12 protein-coding genes and 1 pseudogene are annotated in these 15388 nt (G+C 48.5%); 2 read left to right on the top strand and 11 right to left on the bottom strand.

Annotation, left to right across the window (positions count from 1 at the left end; translation table 11 throughout):
- Positions 1-37 precede the first annotated feature (37 nt).
- Positions 38-556: a hypothetical protein gene (locus NST33_RS29885; protein WP_221819900.1), complete on the top strand. Its 519-nt coding sequence runs from the start codon at positions 38-40 to the stop codon at positions 554-556.
- A gap of 276 nt (positions 557-832) precedes the next feature.
- On the opposite strand, the gene NST33_RS29890 is transcribed toward NST33_RS29885, so the two are convergent.
- The 9 genes and pseudogenes from NST33_RS29890 to NST33_RS29930 form a co-directional block, all read right to left on the bottom strand.
- Entirely contained in the window at positions 833-1912 is a 1080-nt protein-coding gene (locus NST33_RS29890) for a DUF1835 domain-containing protein (protein WP_221819905.1), read from the bottom strand.
- 67 nt (positions 1913-1979) lie between these two features.
- Positions 1980-2615 (bottom strand): TVP38/TMEM64 family protein, encoded by a 636-nt coding sequence (locus NST33_RS29895; protein WP_260632662.1) that lies wholly within the window; start codon positions 2613-2615, stop codon positions 1980-1982.
- Between the two features lie 291 nt (positions 2616-2906).
- Positions 2907-3341, bottom strand: a pseudogene (locus NST33_RS29900) (HNH endonuclease); the annotation flags it as partial.
- A gap of 1253 nt (positions 3342-4594) precedes the next feature.
- Complete coding sequence (locus NST33_RS29905) at positions 4595-4744, bottom strand: hypothetical protein (RefSeq protein WP_179087885.1); 150 nt, start codon at positions 4742-4744, stop codon at positions 4595-4597.
- 186 nt (positions 4745-4930) lie between these two features.
- A complete protein-coding gene (locus tag NST33_RS29910; protein ID WP_339306157.1) occupies positions 4931-6106 on the bottom strand; it encodes an acyltransferase in 1176 nt (391 codons plus the stop codon).
- A 282-nt stretch (positions 6107-6388) separates the two neighbouring features.
- Complete coding sequence (locus tag NST33_RS29915) at positions 6389-7735, bottom strand: deoxyribodipyrimidine photo-lyase (RefSeq protein WP_339306161.1); 1347 nt, start codon at positions 7733-7735, stop codon at positions 6389-6391.
- A 27-nt stretch (positions 7736-7762) separates the two neighbouring features.
- Positions 7763-8926 carry a response regulator gene (locus NST33_RS29920; protein ID WP_339306164.1) on the bottom strand — a complete coding sequence of 388 codons (1164 nt, stop codon included), beginning with the start codon at positions 8924-8926 and terminating at the stop codon, positions 7763-7765.
- A 99-nt stretch (positions 8927-9025) separates the two neighbouring features.
- Positions 9026-12121 (bottom strand): ATP-binding protein, encoded by a 3096-nt coding sequence (locus tag NST33_RS29925; protein ID WP_339306165.1) that lies wholly within the window; start codon positions 12119-12121, stop codon positions 9026-9028.
- A 240-nt stretch (positions 12122-12361) separates the two neighbouring features.
- On the bottom strand, positions 12362-12790 hold the full coding sequence (locus tag NST33_RS29930; protein WP_221819922.1) for an SRPBCC domain-containing protein: 429 nt from the start codon (positions 12788-12790) through the stop codon (positions 12362-12364).
- Between the two features lie 227 nt (positions 12791-13017).
- On the opposite strand from NST33_RS29930, the gene NST33_RS29935 reads away from it, so the two are divergent.
- Complete coding sequence (locus NST33_RS29935; protein ID WP_221819924.1) at positions 13018-13785, top strand: class I SAM-dependent methyltransferase; 768 nt, start codon at positions 13018-13020, stop codon at positions 13783-13785.
- A 261-nt stretch (positions 13786-14046) separates the two neighbouring features.
- Here NST33_RS29935 and NST33_RS29940 read toward each other — a convergent pair whose 3' ends face one another.
- Positions 14047-15081 carry an NADH:flavin oxidoreductase/NADH oxidase gene (locus NST33_RS29940; RefSeq protein WP_339306168.1) on the bottom strand — a complete coding sequence of 345 codons (1035 nt, stop codon included), beginning with the start codon at positions 15079-15081 and terminating at the stop codon, positions 14047-14049.
- A 48-nt stretch (positions 15082-15129) separates the two neighbouring features.
- Positions 15130-15321 (bottom strand): 2-hydroxymuconate tautomerase family protein, encoded by a 192-nt coding sequence (locus NST33_RS29945; protein ID WP_017691642.1) that lies wholly within the window; start codon positions 15319-15321, stop codon positions 15130-15132.
- Positions 15322-15388 lie beyond the last annotated feature (67 nt).

Here is a 15388-nt window from a genome sequence, read left to right on the forward strand (position 1 = left end):
TGACGTTATCGGGTAATTTATAGGGAGGTGATGTGAGATGAATGAACGGAAAAAGGACATAGAGACGTTATTCCTTCAGGATGACGGTGTAATTCCCAATCATCCGACCCTGCCTGTGCTTTTGTATAAGAACGTATGGGCTGAAGAGGCTCTTCATGCAGAATCGTTGCTGAACCGTAATGGATGGGGAAATAGCTGGTTGAATGGTGTGTTCAATTATCATCATTATCATAGTAATGCTCATGAGGCACTTGCTATGGTGAGTGGATTCGTGCAACTGATTTTAGGCGGAGAACATGGTCAGAAAGTTTACCTTCAAACAGGCGACGTTGTCGTGCTTCCCGCTGGGACAGGGCATAAACGTCTGGAGTCCAGCAGTGATTTTCGTATTGCCGGTGCTTATCCGGGCGGCATGAGTTACAACACACGCACAGGTGAAGAAGACGATCGTGCCAAGGCTCTTCAGGAAATCCGAGAGGTTCCGATCCCGGATACCGATCCGGTCTATGGGCAGCAGGGGCCGTTACTAGAAATCTGGCATGGGAAGAAATCTTAATACAATGATGATCATAAAGAAGAATGTTATTGGATATTGCACAAGCGAAGCTGGTTCAGTACTTAATGAGAAACAAATAGACTGTTCCCCGGACATGTAGGAGTTACTCACCGGTGGAACAGTCTATTTAAGTATTCTGTCTGAACAGTAGTATCGGAGACACTTCGTGATCATCTTCCTGTATGCGGAAGGAAGTGCTCAAATCTTCCGTCTTATTTCAAACTTTGTGATCTCATCGCTTGTTTTTCTATCCGTGCGTTTCAGCCTTAGTCCCTTTCAGCGCTCGGGAAGCCGAATACTGTAATACCTCATTGCAAGTGGCTTTCCATCCATTTCAAGTTGGCCTTGGAGCACCAGTTGCCGTAGACGGTACTCCACGAACGCATCACTTATATGCTGGCTACTTGTACCAATCACTTCACCCACAATACGAGCTGCTCGGATATACTTGCCTGGCTCCCAGTTCGGTGTCAGTTCCCTCACCTTCTGCATAATGTACTCGTCCAACGCATCTTCAGTTAAGCTCCGAATCACGCCATTCTCCATCATACGTAATAGCCCAGCCTGTACCGAAAGTTCCAGCCAATCCCGCTCCAGTTGGCCGCGCTCTTGCTTGGACAATGGCTCTTGCTCAGAGCAAACGTGCCACATCGCCAGAAGCTTTTCCGGAAGAATCTCGCCTGTGTGGAGCACATCATATTGAACGTCAGGTCTATCAAATAATTGCTTATATAAGCCACTCGTTTCGATAAGATATATGGGGCTCTCGCTGTTCCGCAATAGATACATGGCGTAGAGCAGTCCCGTCTTCTCCCGTGCATTATTCGCATACCAGATAATGATCGACGTCTTGGAATCAAAGGACTGTATTGTGGCTTCGAGATCAAATAATGATTCCAGTTCATGCATGCCATATGCCTCACGGTCATTGAGACACATTCGTTCGGTCAGCCAGAGATGCCTACGTTGCAAGTCTGCACGCCGGGTCAGATCACCCAACGGCCCTACCGCATAATTATCATCTATAGAGAAAAAACTCCGTTTTTCCTGATCAGGTAATGTACTCATTCCCATTTTCAGACTACTTAGAGGTGATTCTCCAAACATAATATGAATTTCATTTGGCTTGTCGACCTCGGCGAGAGCTTGTTGTTCCAGACGACCCAGATCAAATGGGGTATCCATATTCCGAAACAGTGACTGTACCGCTTCCGCAAAATCCACCTTTTCGCCTTGCTCTTCCTGCCGCTTGACCACATGTCCTGACTTCATATAGAGCACACGCAGTACTGAACGAAGTTCATCTTCACTCATACGATTTATCGTTCGGCTGAATGCATAGATATTATCATTCATGCTAGGTCCTCCTTCGAGCTAACGAGATAACTGACATCCCATATCTGCATACTGATCATTCTTTTATTTATGAAGAAATCGATTTTCCAGAGGGTTGATTCAGATTATTCAGCTCTTCACCATCTGACGATGACCGGGTAAAGTGTCGCTCCAGTTTGCGGCTTGCCCACAGGGATACCACAATAAACAGCAATACGCCTACCCAGCGTATAGGGTGCTCCAGAAATTGTTCCACATTGGAACCGATATACGTAACTGAGAAGATCATGATCGCTTTACCACAACCCACCGCAAGCAGGAAGGATAACAATCGCATTCGCGCGATACCTGCCGCCACGTTAATAATGACAAACGGACCTACCGGGAAGATACTCAGCAAAAAAACATAACTGAATGCATTCCTTCGAATCCATACCATGCTGCGTTGCACACGAGGTTTGCGTGCCCATCGCTCTACAAAAGCGGATTTCCCAATCTCCCGTACGATCAGGAATGTAACGGTACAACCGAGCACCATGCCGATCCATGAATATATAAATCCTGCCCACAGACCATATACTGCACCATTTACGCCCACAATCAACAGCGTTGGAAGCGGTGGTACAAATGATTTCATAAACGTAAGCAAAATTCCCGGTAACGGGCCCAGGGAGCGAAACTTCTCCAGCCAGAAACGAATATTTTCTTCCGTAATATATGACATAATGTCCAATGCTGCCGGGGTCATCTGCATCCATCCAATCTATACAGTCTAAGTTCTCAGGCTTGATGTTCACTATACATTTCATCATTCTTATGGATGATGAAGCTTCGTTAGCAACTCCCTCCCAGTATAACGTACATCTTCAATGAACACCGATGTCAATTTGAAGAAATTATTGCACGGCAAACTCACTTCCCACCCAATCAAAATTAAATCAAAAAAAGCACACCTCGACCTCTGTGGTCTTGGTGTGCTTTTCATATCGAAACCCCGATCCTTCTTCGGGGGTATTTATCCTTCTTCCAGCTGCGCTTCCTGCATGGCCAGTTCAATCAACTCTGCCTGATGGGCAGCATTCCATTCGGGAATACCGGAACGCATGAACTCTTCGGCATCCATCGCTGCTTTGGACTGGTTGCACAGATTACAGGCGCAGACACAGTTGAGCGGGGTGGTATGTCCACCTTTGGCACGCGGCAGCAGATGGTCAATCGTATCTCCATACGATCCACAGAAGTAACAGGTGTAGTGATCCCGGGTTAAAATATACCGCTTGAAATCCTTGTTGCTGAACAATCGGCGAATCGTGTACCGATTGACCACCACAGCGGCTTTTTCCTTGACCAGCGTGACCGCAAGCTCCATGTCCACTTCCTGATGCCAACGTCTGCCCTTGTCCGTCTTACCCCTCATCCGTACCATGCCTTGCCGATTGGTCCGGAGCGAAGCCGGATCTTCCGGGTCGATGGCTACCGGGGCCGACGGGGTCTGGCGGCGGGGACGGCCATCCGTGCCAGCACCGTGGCTGCGGCTGGCATGCGCGGGTCGCTGCCCAGATACACCGCGGGCAGCGTCTTCGCCGTTCGCCTTGGGCGCACGCTCCTTGCGCGCCTGGCGCGGCTTGGACCCTGGCGAGCCAGGCTGGCGCACGGGCGCAGGAGGCCCTGCCTCCGCAGCAGCCCCCGGCGCTTGCCCGGGCTCGCGCCCGGTGGCGGCAGGCTGTGCCTCCGCCGCCGTAGGTGAAGCGACCGTGTTGGCATCGCCACGGTCGCTCAGAGCCGGCGCATGGGCCTCAGCAGCTACGCTGCGGGCCTGCCCTGCGCCGGGCGCAAGCGCGGCAGCACGCTTGCGGCGCCGCTTGCGCTTGCGTTTGGCTGCGGTCGGTTGATCCGCAGCCATGGGCTCTGCTGCCGGGCCTTGCGGCTCAGCCGGCAGCAGAGCCTGGTGGGCCGCCGCAGCTTGCTCGGCGGCCTGCACTGCAGCGGCAGCTCGCGCGCTTGCCCGCTGTGCAGTGCCTTTCTCATTCGCAGCAGCATGCCCCTGCGAATGCCCTTCTTCCCCACGCCAGTGCTCGCCTGGCTGCGGCTCAACCAAGACCTCACCTGCCAAACCATCCTGCTCCAGACTTGTCTCTCTCAGCTCATTGCCCGTTATGCTCTCTGATCGCTTGCTCTTCCTCCGTCTTCTCCTCTTCTTCCGAATACCCGAAGAAGAGGGGGAGGAAGTCACCAAGTCAGCATGTTCATCGTCATTCGAAGATGAAGATTCTACTGAAGGTTGAGACACCAGAATTCTGTCAGACTCAGACACCGTAGCAGATCCCTGCTCCATACCATGGGAGGTACGACCTGCCTCATTTCTCACTGAGGCAGACGGACTGTCAGTAACCTCACGGGTCTCCAAGCCATCACGTTGATGCTCGATCCGTTCATTCGTTCGTCCGCTCACGCTTGAACCTGACTCGTGGTCAGCCTGTCCACCGAGCTGGCGACAGCTGCGGCAGGCTCCCCGCCTGGCTCCGGGACCTGCCCGCTTTCCGGTTCTGCGCCGGAATTCGGACATTGGCCGCTGTTGTCCGCAATACATACACGTTTTGCTCAGTCGCGCTTCTTGTTCCGTCTTTCCTTGCCGGAAAGGGGCTGGACCCGTCTCCATGTTGTCACCTCGGTTCCGTATGAATCCGGTTTCTTTCTATTGTATCACATCTGCTCGTGAACACCCTCATGGCCATAGGCCTGATAATCTTTCGAGTTGTACTCCTGTGTCTGTTCACTGCATTCGTGAAGAATGTGTTCCACATATTCCAATATATCCTGCATCGGTCTCCCGCATTTTTCGCATGTTGTCATTATATTCACCTTAATCCTGTTATCCATAATGTATTATCGTTCCGCCTTATGATTACCCCTTATACATGAAAAAGAAACACTCGTTCCCCACATCCAGCATATCTATATAGACGAAAAAACCGCTCCCCGCTCTCCCCTAAGGTCGACCAAGAAACGGTTTATTATTCCTCTAATTGGAAATGTATCTTAACGTACGTCCAATTGTCCCGAGTTCTGTTGTGGCGCGAGACGTGGTTTCGGTTTTGGCAGATTGCCAAAGATCACCCATGCATATGGAACAAACCTTGCCGTCAATCCAACGACAATCCACGAAGCGATCAGAGCTACACCGAATCCTCCGGCATACCACAGATGCACTAACCAGGAAACACCTGTTTGCGGTGGAAATTCACGATACACCAGCAGGAAGAAGGGATGGATCAGGTAGATCCCGAACGACAGAGCTCCAAGCCGGTTTAGCGGCTTCACGATCAGTGATGGTCCTTTGCGATAGAGCAGATAAGCGACCTGGATAAGTACCAGCGCACAAGCAAAGGTATGCACATTCCAGAAGAATTCATACCACAGTGTGTTATACGTTGCGATCTTCAGACGCAGCAGGTAATAGATATACACATGGCCAAGTCCGGCAATGATCCATACCGCCCAGAGCAGAATCCATGAAGCTACGCGTCCTTTGGTGGCATTGGCCCGACTGATGACAAACCATTGCTTGATTTTAGGGAAATACACCCCGATAAAAGCACCCAGCATGAAATAGGAGAAGTACGAGAACGCCCAGCTTCCCTTGTTGGGTACCTGGAATCCATATTTATTACTTACGATGAATGCCCATTGAATCAATAGTCCAATCGGAACAGACCATTTCACCACAGAAGGATATTTCTTAAGCAACCATAACACCAATGGGAATAATAGATAAAATTGCATGTTAATAAACACAAAGTACAGATGTGTATAGGCCTTGCCCGTAAACAATTTCGTGATAAAACTTACTGCCGATTCGCCGAAAGGTCGGCCCTGATAATGCGTGAAATGCAGCAACACAAAATACATTAATGAGAACAGGAAATACGGAAGCAAAATATACACAAATCTTTTCTTGTAGAAGTTACTCACGAGTTTCTTATCCAACGGACGAGAATAATAGTTATAGAACAGTACAAAACTGCTCATAAAAATAAAGGTTGGCGTACCATATTTCATAAAGATATTAATAAAGTTGTACAGCCAGTAGTAGCCTGAACCCGTCATGTCCACCGTCGCATAGGACGTGGAATGCACGCACAGTACGCCGATAATTGCCATGGCACGCACCAGATTCAGTTCTGGAATTCGCTCTCTTTTCAGTGTTTCACTCATGTTTACGTTTCTCCTTAATGTGTTCGTCAATATGTCAGATATGACTTAATACAATAAAGCTCTCTATCTATTAAAAGCCATAATGCTTAAGATGGATAGTCCATTTTCTTAACAATTCCTAAATTTTCAACACATTTCACACTATTTTCATGTCTATATATGTAAAAAAGACCGCGAGTACGCGGTCTGTGGAACATCCTGCTCTCAACCAAATGAATATTGGATCAAACGGATGAGAATGGTAAATTTGGGTTTGGGCATGCATCCCGCCCCTGACTCAGTCTACTTCGAACGACTCGCCAGAATCTGTTTATACACGTCAATAGCTACCTGTCTCGATACCTTCAGATCAACGATGGCATCCTTGCGCGGCTGATGGATGTCCTTGCTATGCAGATCCTTCAATTCAGGCAACCACTTGCGAATATAATCACCTTGCGGATCATACTTCTCGGATTGCGTTACTGGATTGTTCACCCGAAAATACGGAGCCGCATTCTCACCAAGCGAAGCACACCATAACCAGTTACCACGGTTTTGAATGTTATCATAATCACTCAGCTTGCGCCTGAAATAGGCTTCACCCAAGGTGAACGGGCATTGCAGGTTTTTGGTGAGAAACATCGCCGTGAGAATTCGCAGCCGATTGGGCATATGTCCGGTTTCATTCAGTTCCGTCATCGCTGCATCAATAATCGGAATGCCTGTCTCCGCCTTGCACCACCGTTCAAAGTGATTATCATGGAGAGTCGAGAGATCGTACACCTTTTCATATGTAAAATAGTGACTCTCATAGACCGCTCGATACAGATAGAAGTCGCGGAAGCACAACTGCCTGATCCATTCCCCCGCTTCTGCGGTGCGACTCGCCGCATCATACATCTTGCGAATGGATACGGCCCCCACAGCCACGTAAGAACTGAGATGACTCGGCTCGTAAGCCTCATATTCATCCCGATGATCACCGTATTCAGCAATTCGATCCGATAAAAATTGATCCAACAGCAGATGAGGGTCCTCGTCATTCGAACCACTGCCCTCCAGCAACTCTGGAGGTACCTGCATTACATCCGGCCATTCAATCTGACGATCACTCACCTTCAACGCTGCAACCGTTGTTGCCGAAGGAGGGTTGGGATGTTCATTCATGAATTCCACCCACCGCCGATGGAAAGCCGCAAATACCTTATATGGCTCCGACTTGCCTGTAAAGTTGGCAAATCCATTCAGATCCATCAGCAGATGATCCGTCAGTTGTGTGAACGAAACCTCGTGCGCCTCACTGACTATGCGTATGGCCCTATCCCGCTCGATTGCATATGGCGTCATGTCCCGATGGACCACAATCTCGTCAATCTCACCTTTGAATTCGTTCAGAATGAAATCTACCACTTCAGCCGGTTTGCCGTAAGCAACATGCAGTTTTCGTTTGGCTTCAAGATACTGTCTGCCTAATTCCGCCGCATGCCGCCTGAAATTCACACCGCTGTGTTCCTTCTCTCGGCCTCGCCGCAGGAGGAAAGGATCATAGATGAGAACATGCACACTCTCTTCTTGGTGTTCCCGCAAATAATCGAATGCGGCCAGATCATCCGTACGCAAGTCTTTGCGGTGTATGAATAGCTTCATGTCTCACCCTCCTGTCTGAACTTACGTTTATTGCTCCGTCAGGTCCTGATACAACCTGCTTGTTTCGGGCTCGGGCTGATACCCCAGATCCTCATTTAATGTCAATGTAAATGAATGATATAAACGAAGTATGCCTTGCTGATCATCCATGGACGCATACACTTCCATCATGAGTCGACAGATCTCTTCCGAATAAGGCTCCCGTTCCTGCAATATCGTTAATTGCTCAATCGCTACCTTGCCACGACCATGCTCCATGTCCCATCTCGCGATATCCATAACCAGCGCTGTATACTTGCGTCTGAGTTCCCTTGCTTTGGCCTGTGCCCAATGATAATCATGCTCTTCCAGATAATCGCCACGATAAAGCGGAATCATATGCCTCAAGTCTTCAACACTGTCTGATGTGATGACGTTGTAGACCATGGCTTTTTCAAATTGATCCACATCACTTACCAGATTGCCAGATAACAGACGATAACGGTTCATATTGTACTCCAGCTTACCTGTCATGTTCCATTCCTTAAGCAGCTTTCGAATCTGGTACACGGAAGTATGTAGATGGGTTAATCCCTTTTCCTGGGAAACATCACCCCATAGCTTATCCAGCAGAATCTCCTTGCTTACCCATTCTTCCCTGTGATGAAACAAAAAAGCAAACAATTCCTGTGATTTGGTTGTGCGCCACTTATGTTTCTTGGCACCCTGATCCAAGCTTCTGTAGATATCCAGATGTTTGAACGTAAGCAGCCCCGGAACTTCAGTATCCAACTCCACAGATACAGGTTCCGATTGCTGTACCTCGGTGGTGGCTGCAACTTGGGAAGTATGCAACATTATGCCCGCAATTCGATCAATGGTTTTGGCCAATCGGGCGGAGCTTACCGGTTTCAGTACATAATCCAGAGCATGCAGCTCAAATGCTTCCACTGCATGGTCCGCATAAGCCGTAACAAAGATGATACGAATACTCTGATCCAATTGCTGTATATATTCAGCCGCTTCCAGGCCATTCATCTCCGGCATTCCAATGTCCAAAAATACAACATCTACACGTTCCTTTGCCAGAAAATGCAGACCATCACGAGCTGTTGAAAAACATTGCACGGGTGTAATTCGTCCGTCCGTTCGTAGTAGTCGCTCCAGATGAAGCTGCGCTGGCTTCTCATCATCGATCACAATGGCTCTCACCGTTCTTTCAGCCTCCTGCCATGAAAGATTCAATAGGAATACCGATTTTATCAGCACCCGCTTATTAATCTGTTAACCATAATTGCTTCACTCTGCACATTAATTGGAATAATCCACCTTTTGCACAGGGATACGGAATCGGATCTGCGTGCCTTTACCCACATGGCTATGAATCTCCAGTCCCTGACCATATAGAGACATCAGGCGACGGTTTATATTTTGCAGCCCGACACCTCCCGGACCTTCGGTGCGCCCAGACTTGACCTGAGCCATACGCTCAGGAGGGATACCAACACCATCATCCTGGACCTGTACAACTACATGCTCACTCTCTTGGAAAATCCTAAGATGAACTGTCCCACCAGCTGCCCGCTCCATCACGCCGTGGCGAATGGCATTCTCCACAAGTGGCTGAATACTGAGAGGTGGCAGATAGAGCTGTATGTCTGGTTCCACCTCATACTCGACCACGAGTCTTTCCTCAAATCTGGCCTGTTCCAGATGCACGTAAGACTCCACCAATTCCAACTCTTTGGTCAAAGGAACAAGCTGCTCCCTGTTCTGGAAGTCAAAACTTCCGCGCAGGTAATGACTCAATTCAATCAGCAGATCGGTTGCTTTGTCCGGATTCACTGCACAGGTCGCGATAATAACATTGAGTGCATTATATAGAAAGTGCGGCTTGATCTGGGCCTGCAAAAAGGCCATTTCGGTCCGAATAGCCTCCTGCACAGAACTCCGCATCTCAATTAACGTCCGAACCCGGGCACGCAATTCACCAGCATCCACCGGTTTGCTCAGGAAGTCATTGGCTCCCGCCTGGAATCCGTGTTTGATATCCTCAGGCAACCCGCGGGCGGTCAGCATCAGAATCGGTAACTCAGACAAGGAACTGTGCTCGCGCAGTTTGCGACATAACTCAAGCCCGGACATCTTAGGCATCATCCAGTCCGTAATAACAAGATCAATGGACGGGAACTCCTCGCGGAGTTTCAATGCAGTGGACCCGCTGTCCGCTGCAATCACGCGATATCGTTCTGTCGACAATAGGTTAAGCAATACCTGTCGATTGACGGGATCATCGTCTACAATCAGAATCGTATGCTCCGCTTCCGGAAGATCATCCGACTCATCTGACTCTCTTGTCACAATCTCCTTCGCCCCTGCCCCCTGTGCAGCAACATATCGGGCGGCAGCTGGTTTCGAATGAGTTTTCAAAAGTGGCATCTTCATAACAGGCAGGGTGAAATGAAAGGTCGAACCTTGCCCCGGCTCCGATTCAACCCAGATCTCACCACCGCCAAGCTCAACGAGTTTTCGTGTAATACTCAGACCCAGTCCGGTTCCATTGCTCAATCGCTCAATCGTGCCGTTACTCTGCTCATACGCCTGGAAGATATCCTCCTGTTTGTCCAAGGCAATGCCTACCCCTGTATCCGCGACCGATACCTTCACCCAATCCCCCTCAACACTGGCGTACAATCGAATCTCACCCTGCTCAGTGTACTTATAGGCGTTACCCAGCAAGTTATACAGAACTTGCCTTAGGCGATCTTCGTCTGCCTCAACAAGTGGCAACGACTGGGGCCATTGTTGAATCAATATAACCGGCTTGTCCTCAAACGTGAAACCCGAGACTTCAACCACAGTACGAGCAACGGATTCCAGATCGACAGCTACCCGTTTTAACTCGATCTCACTATTTTTCAATTTGGAAAAATCCAAAATATCGTTAACCAGCAGTGAAAGACGCTTGCCGGTTGAAGTAATCATGGAGAGATTTTTGGCTTGCTTGGGCGTGACTGCTCCGGCCGCCCCTTCCAGCATGGATTGCGCAATATTAATGATGCCATGGAGGGGCGTTCGCAGCTCATGAGACGTATTCGCCATGAACTCGTCCTTCAGGCTGTCGATGGCAAGCAAACGCTCTGACAGGGCTTCCACGTCTCGGAATGATTGTGCAAAGCGGATTGCGGTCACTATCATCTGGGCAAATACAAATAATAAAAGTTCAATCAGCGCAAAAAACGCTGTGTCTAGGGTAGTGAACGCACCAAGCGTATACAACACAACAACCATGAGTATGCTCATCATACTCACCAGTGCAAAGTGGCTGTCATTCGGCCGGCCTTTCAACCAATAGAACATGGCTCGCAGCGTATACAACATGACAACAAGCGAGATCAGCAACATGGGAAGCTCAAGAGACGAGAAAAGCGTTGGAGGAAGCGTAAGGCCCACAATAGTCTGGGTAACGATTAGCACTACAGCCAGACGAACAAACCACTGATGAACTGCTCCTGGCACACGGGCATCCATATACCGAAGCAAAAAGTAATAGGCAGCGGCTGAACTAAGGAGCTGAATCCGAAGTATCTCATTATTGGTCAGGAACGGTACAAACGTACCCAGTAACTTCTCCCCATGTGTCAGGGCGTATAGCGCACCAGAAAGGCTGAATAATCCGAGAAAACGAAGCTCCTTCTCCGTACGTCGTAATCTGAACAGAAGTAGAAAAAAGGCGGCTGGCAAGATAAAACCGAATAAGGCCATCAGATCCTTGAGCCAACCTTGTTGCTGGCTTTTCAGAATACTATGCTCGTCTCCAAACAAAATAGGCGCTACAATGCCCCCAGACGAGTAACTATAATTTGATACCTGAATGATAATGTCAGCCGTATTGCCCTCAATGGACGTGAATCCTGTAAAGGGCAGATTTAATTGTATATCTGTCGCCTTGGTCTTTCCTGGCAGACCTTTGCCGCCAATCTCTTTACCATCGATAAATACCCGGTGGGCCATGCGTATATTCTGCGTACGTATACCATAATCATTTTTCATCGTCCGGGGTGTAAGCTGAACTTGCAAATGATAGGTTCCATACCCATGGGCCTGCCCCAAAGATTTGTTCCATCGGGCAGGAACTTGAGTGCCAGACGAAGCCGGCAAAGGCTTGCGACCGGATACATTTGCTTCAATATCTGCCGGACTCAGCAACTGCCCAGGGTAGAAATCCCAGACACCCTTTAGAGACGCTGCACCCTTGCGATCAAAGTCCCAATGGGTCAGGTCAATTCTTCCATCTGCAGCCTGGGGGTTACTCCGCTCACTAATTAACGTCTGGGCGATCCAACCCAGCGGAACAATGACAATGCATATGAAACTTATGGTCAGCATAATCCAGTGTTTTCTCATCTATGTATTCCTTCCATTCACAATGGCGAGAGACGTCTAATTTTGTCGATTTATCACTATAATTCATGTTACACGTTTCTGCTGCTCACGGAAATAGTTTCCGTATCAAAATCGGTCAAATTCCTTATAATTTTAAGGATCTCTATCTGTTTTCGCCAGCTCTTGGTACACCAAGAAACCCCAGGCCGAATTTCACCGGAATGAACGGGCGAAATGACCTGGGGGTGATTGAATGAAGATTTATTTAACAACTTGGGCAAGCTTCTGAACGATTCCGGCCCATCCCTGTTCCATACGTTCGCGTACGATAGCGTGGGCCTGTCCAAACTCGGTCAGTTTATCCGCATCCCAACCGCTGTGAATCAGCGTGAAATCCGTACCTTCGGGCTGTTCATTCAGTTGGAACGTCAACGTCCAGTCCTTACCCCAGCGGAAGGACAGCTTGTGCAGCGGATGAACTTCCGTCACCTGACATGGTGATTGGCCGAAGGGGCCTGCTTCCAATATAAACTCGTGACCTTCCACGGGTTCCAGATTGCCTGGCATGAACCAGGTTTTCAGTCCCTGCTCGGTCGAGACCTTTTCCCACACCTTATCTACAGGTGCATGGAGTACCAGTTCCTGCCGGATATCTGGCAGTGCACTTGATGAACTTGATGATGAATCCATTCGAATCACCTCCTTATACATTTCATTTCGTATGACTACCCGAATAGAAGTTGACCTCCGCTTTATCCCCACCCTATAATTGGAACATATTCCATAAAAGGTGCGTGAATCCTATGATAGTCTGCTCTGAAAAATCCATTTCCAACCGTTGCCGGAAGGGATAATCTTAACGAGTTCCCTTTCACGTTTGCAATTCATTATATCAAAATGTGGGGGACACCTATACTATGTCATTCAGTTATTACGGTCCATTATGCACCACCGTTTATGATCTAACAAAACCTGTGGGACACTCCTTGGGAGGAGACATTGAATTCTATCGCCATTATCTTCAGCGCTGCAAAGGACGTATCCTTGAAGCCATGTCGGGATCAGGCCGAGTGCTCATTCCTTTGCTTGAAGCAGGCTTGAAGGTGGATGGAATTGATTATTCAATGGATATGATTGACTCCTGCCGTTCTCGTTGTATGGAGCGGGCATTACCCATGCCTGAGCTGTTCGTTGCCGATCTGGAGAAGCTTGACCTTCCATATCGATACGAGGCAATTATCATTCCCGGAGGTTCTCTGCTCCTCATCCCAGACAGACAGGCGTCGATTAACGTATTACGTAATCTATTTCAGCATTTGGAACCTGGCGGCAAGCTCGTGTTTGATCTGTTTCTGCCCGATGTGACACAACCCTCTTCTGTAGAAACATCAACCGTTTCATTACCCGATGGTGATACGATCACTGTAGAAGTGAAAACCATTGAAGTGAACCTTCTACACCAATATAAGGTAAGTCTCATTCGCTATGAGCAATGGCATCAGGGTGCTCTTGTTGCTACGGAGCTGCAACAACTCACCCTACGTTGGTACGGCATAGAAGAGTTACGCCTAATTCTCGAACACATTGGTTTCTCTGACATTAAAGTGTACGCCGACTTTAACCCGGATCAACCACCCACGCAGTCGAATCAAAAATTCGTCTATGAAGCGACTCGAAGAGCGTAGCCATCCGTAATTGGATGGATATGCTTCTCAATATCCAAAATCAGGCCACAGCATGAGGTTTAACCCATGCTGTGGCCTTTTTTTACTATATAAAATTTGCAATAACATTTACACGAAAACGAAGAGGACAGAAATAACTTGAAGAAGCTAAGCTACAAGCTTTCTGCAAGAAAGCTACATCGAAAGCATACACTTCGCCTTTATCCTCAGATCGGAAAGTTATTCTGTCATCGGAGTGGCAAGTGTAAAGGTTAGAGCAAATTAGTATCCACGAGAATATTGCTCTGCAATCGCAGCTTGATCCTTGCTGACGCCCAGTTCCAGAGCAGCATGGTTCGCCCAGTAAGGGTCACGCAGCATACCTCTGCCAACAGCAACCAGATCCGCATCGCCGTTGCCAATCACCGCCTGAGCCAATGCTGCATCCTCCAGCATACCCACTGCGATTACAGGAACGTTCAGCTCCTCACGGAAGCGACGGGCAAATGGTACCTGATACCCTGGATAGTTCCCTGGTTTCCGCTGACCGGAAGGTCCTTCGCCGCCTGAACTGATATGGAACATGTCCACGCCTGCATCTTGGTAGGCACGAGCGATATTGATGGTGTGGTCGATGTCGTATCCACCATCCGCGTATTCTACAGCTGAAATCCGCAAAATCAGCGGCATATCTGCTGGCATTTCTTTTTTCACTGCACGAATGACTTCTACGCCAAAACGGGACAGATCCTGCCCATATACATCCTCACGTTGGTTCATCAGCGGGGAATGGAACTGGTGGATCAGATATCCATGTGCACCGTGCAGTTCAATGGTATCTACGCCAGCCTGTACTGCGCGGCGAACACCGTCTGCAAACTTCTGCACCATGGCTTCTACCTCTTCGGTACTTAACGCGCGTGGTTCCTTGTACTTTTCTCCCGGGAATGTAACTACCGATGGGGCAACCGGCTGCGGAGCATCCTCTGCTTTTCGTCCTGCATGTGCGATCTGAATAGCTACTTTGGAGCCGTAGGCATGGATTCCGTCTACAAGTTTGGTGAAGGCAGGCACATGCTCATCTGACCATATACCCAAGTCATTATCGGTAATACGTCCATCCGGATCTACATCGGTCATCTCGATTACAATCAGTCCTGTTCCTCCAACCGCACGGCTCACATAGTGAACCTGATGCCAATCGTTCGGAATGCCGTCCTTCGCCGTCACGGAATATTGGCACATGGGTGCCATGACGACACGGTTATTTAATTGCAGACTCTTGAATTGGTAAGGGGAAAATAATTGTTCAGTCATTAATGTTACATCTCCTGTTCCATGATCATGATATATATGAAGCCTTACTTATTTGTCTAAGTCCGAAAACAGTTTTCCGTTCTTGCCGTAATTGTCCTTCTCCAAATCCTCAATGAAGATAAAGACTTTGCTCGGATCAACATCCAGTGTCTCACAAGCCACCTGAGTCATACGTTCAATCAACTGACGTTTCTGCTCAACCGACTTGCCTTCCAGTACCTTAACAGTGATAAATGGCATGTCTAGAACTCATCCTTTCTTCATCATTTATTATGAACCTCAGTTACAGAAATACAAGTACGTACAT

Source organism: Paenibacillus sp. FSL L8-0435, from assembly GCF_037965655.1.
Classification (GTDB): domain Bacteria; phylum Bacillota; class Bacilli; order Paenibacillales; family Paenibacillaceae; genus Paenibacillus.

Coding starts and splice junctions, on each gene's coding strand:
- NST33_RS29905 (WP_179087885.1), bottom strand. CDS start 4,744: ATGACAACATGCGAAAAATGCGGGAGACCGATGCAGGATATATTGGAA.
- NST33_RS29885 (WP_221819900.1), top strand. CDS start 38: ATGAATGAACGGAAAAAGGACATAGAGACGTTATTCCTTCAGGATGAC.
- NST33_RS29925 (WP_339306165.1), bottom strand. CDS start 12,121: ATGAGAAAACACTGGATTATGCTGACCATAAGTTTCATATGCATTGTC.
- NST33_RS29935 (WP_221819924.1), top strand. CDS start 13,018: ATGTCATTCAGTTATTACGGTCCATTATGCACCACCGTTTATGATCTA.
- NST33_RS29910 (WP_339306157.1), bottom strand. CDS start 6,106: ATGAGTGAAACACTGAAAAGAGAGCGAATTCCAGAACTGAATCTGGTG.
- NST33_RS29940 (WP_339306168.1), bottom strand. CDS start 15,081: ATGACTGAACAATTATTTTCCCCTTACCAATTCAAGAGTCTGCAATTA.
- NST33_RS29890 (WP_221819905.1), bottom strand. CDS start 1,912: ATGAATGATAATATCTATGCATTCAGCCGAACGATAAATCGTATGAGT.
- NST33_RS29930 (WP_221819922.1), bottom strand. CDS start 12,790: ATGGATTCATCATCAAGTTCATCAAGTGCACTGCCAGATATCCGGCAG.
- NST33_RS29895 (WP_260632662.1), bottom strand. CDS start 2,615: ATGTCATATATTACGGAAGAAAATATTCGTTTCTGGCTGGAGAAGTTT.
- NST33_RS29915 (WP_339306161.1), bottom strand. CDS start 7,735: ATGAAGCTATTCATACACCGCAAAGACTTGCGTACGGATGATCTGGCC.
- NST33_RS29945 (WP_017691642.1), bottom strand. CDS start 15,321: ATGCCATTTATCACTGTTAAGGTACTGGAAGGCAAGTCGGTTGAGCAG.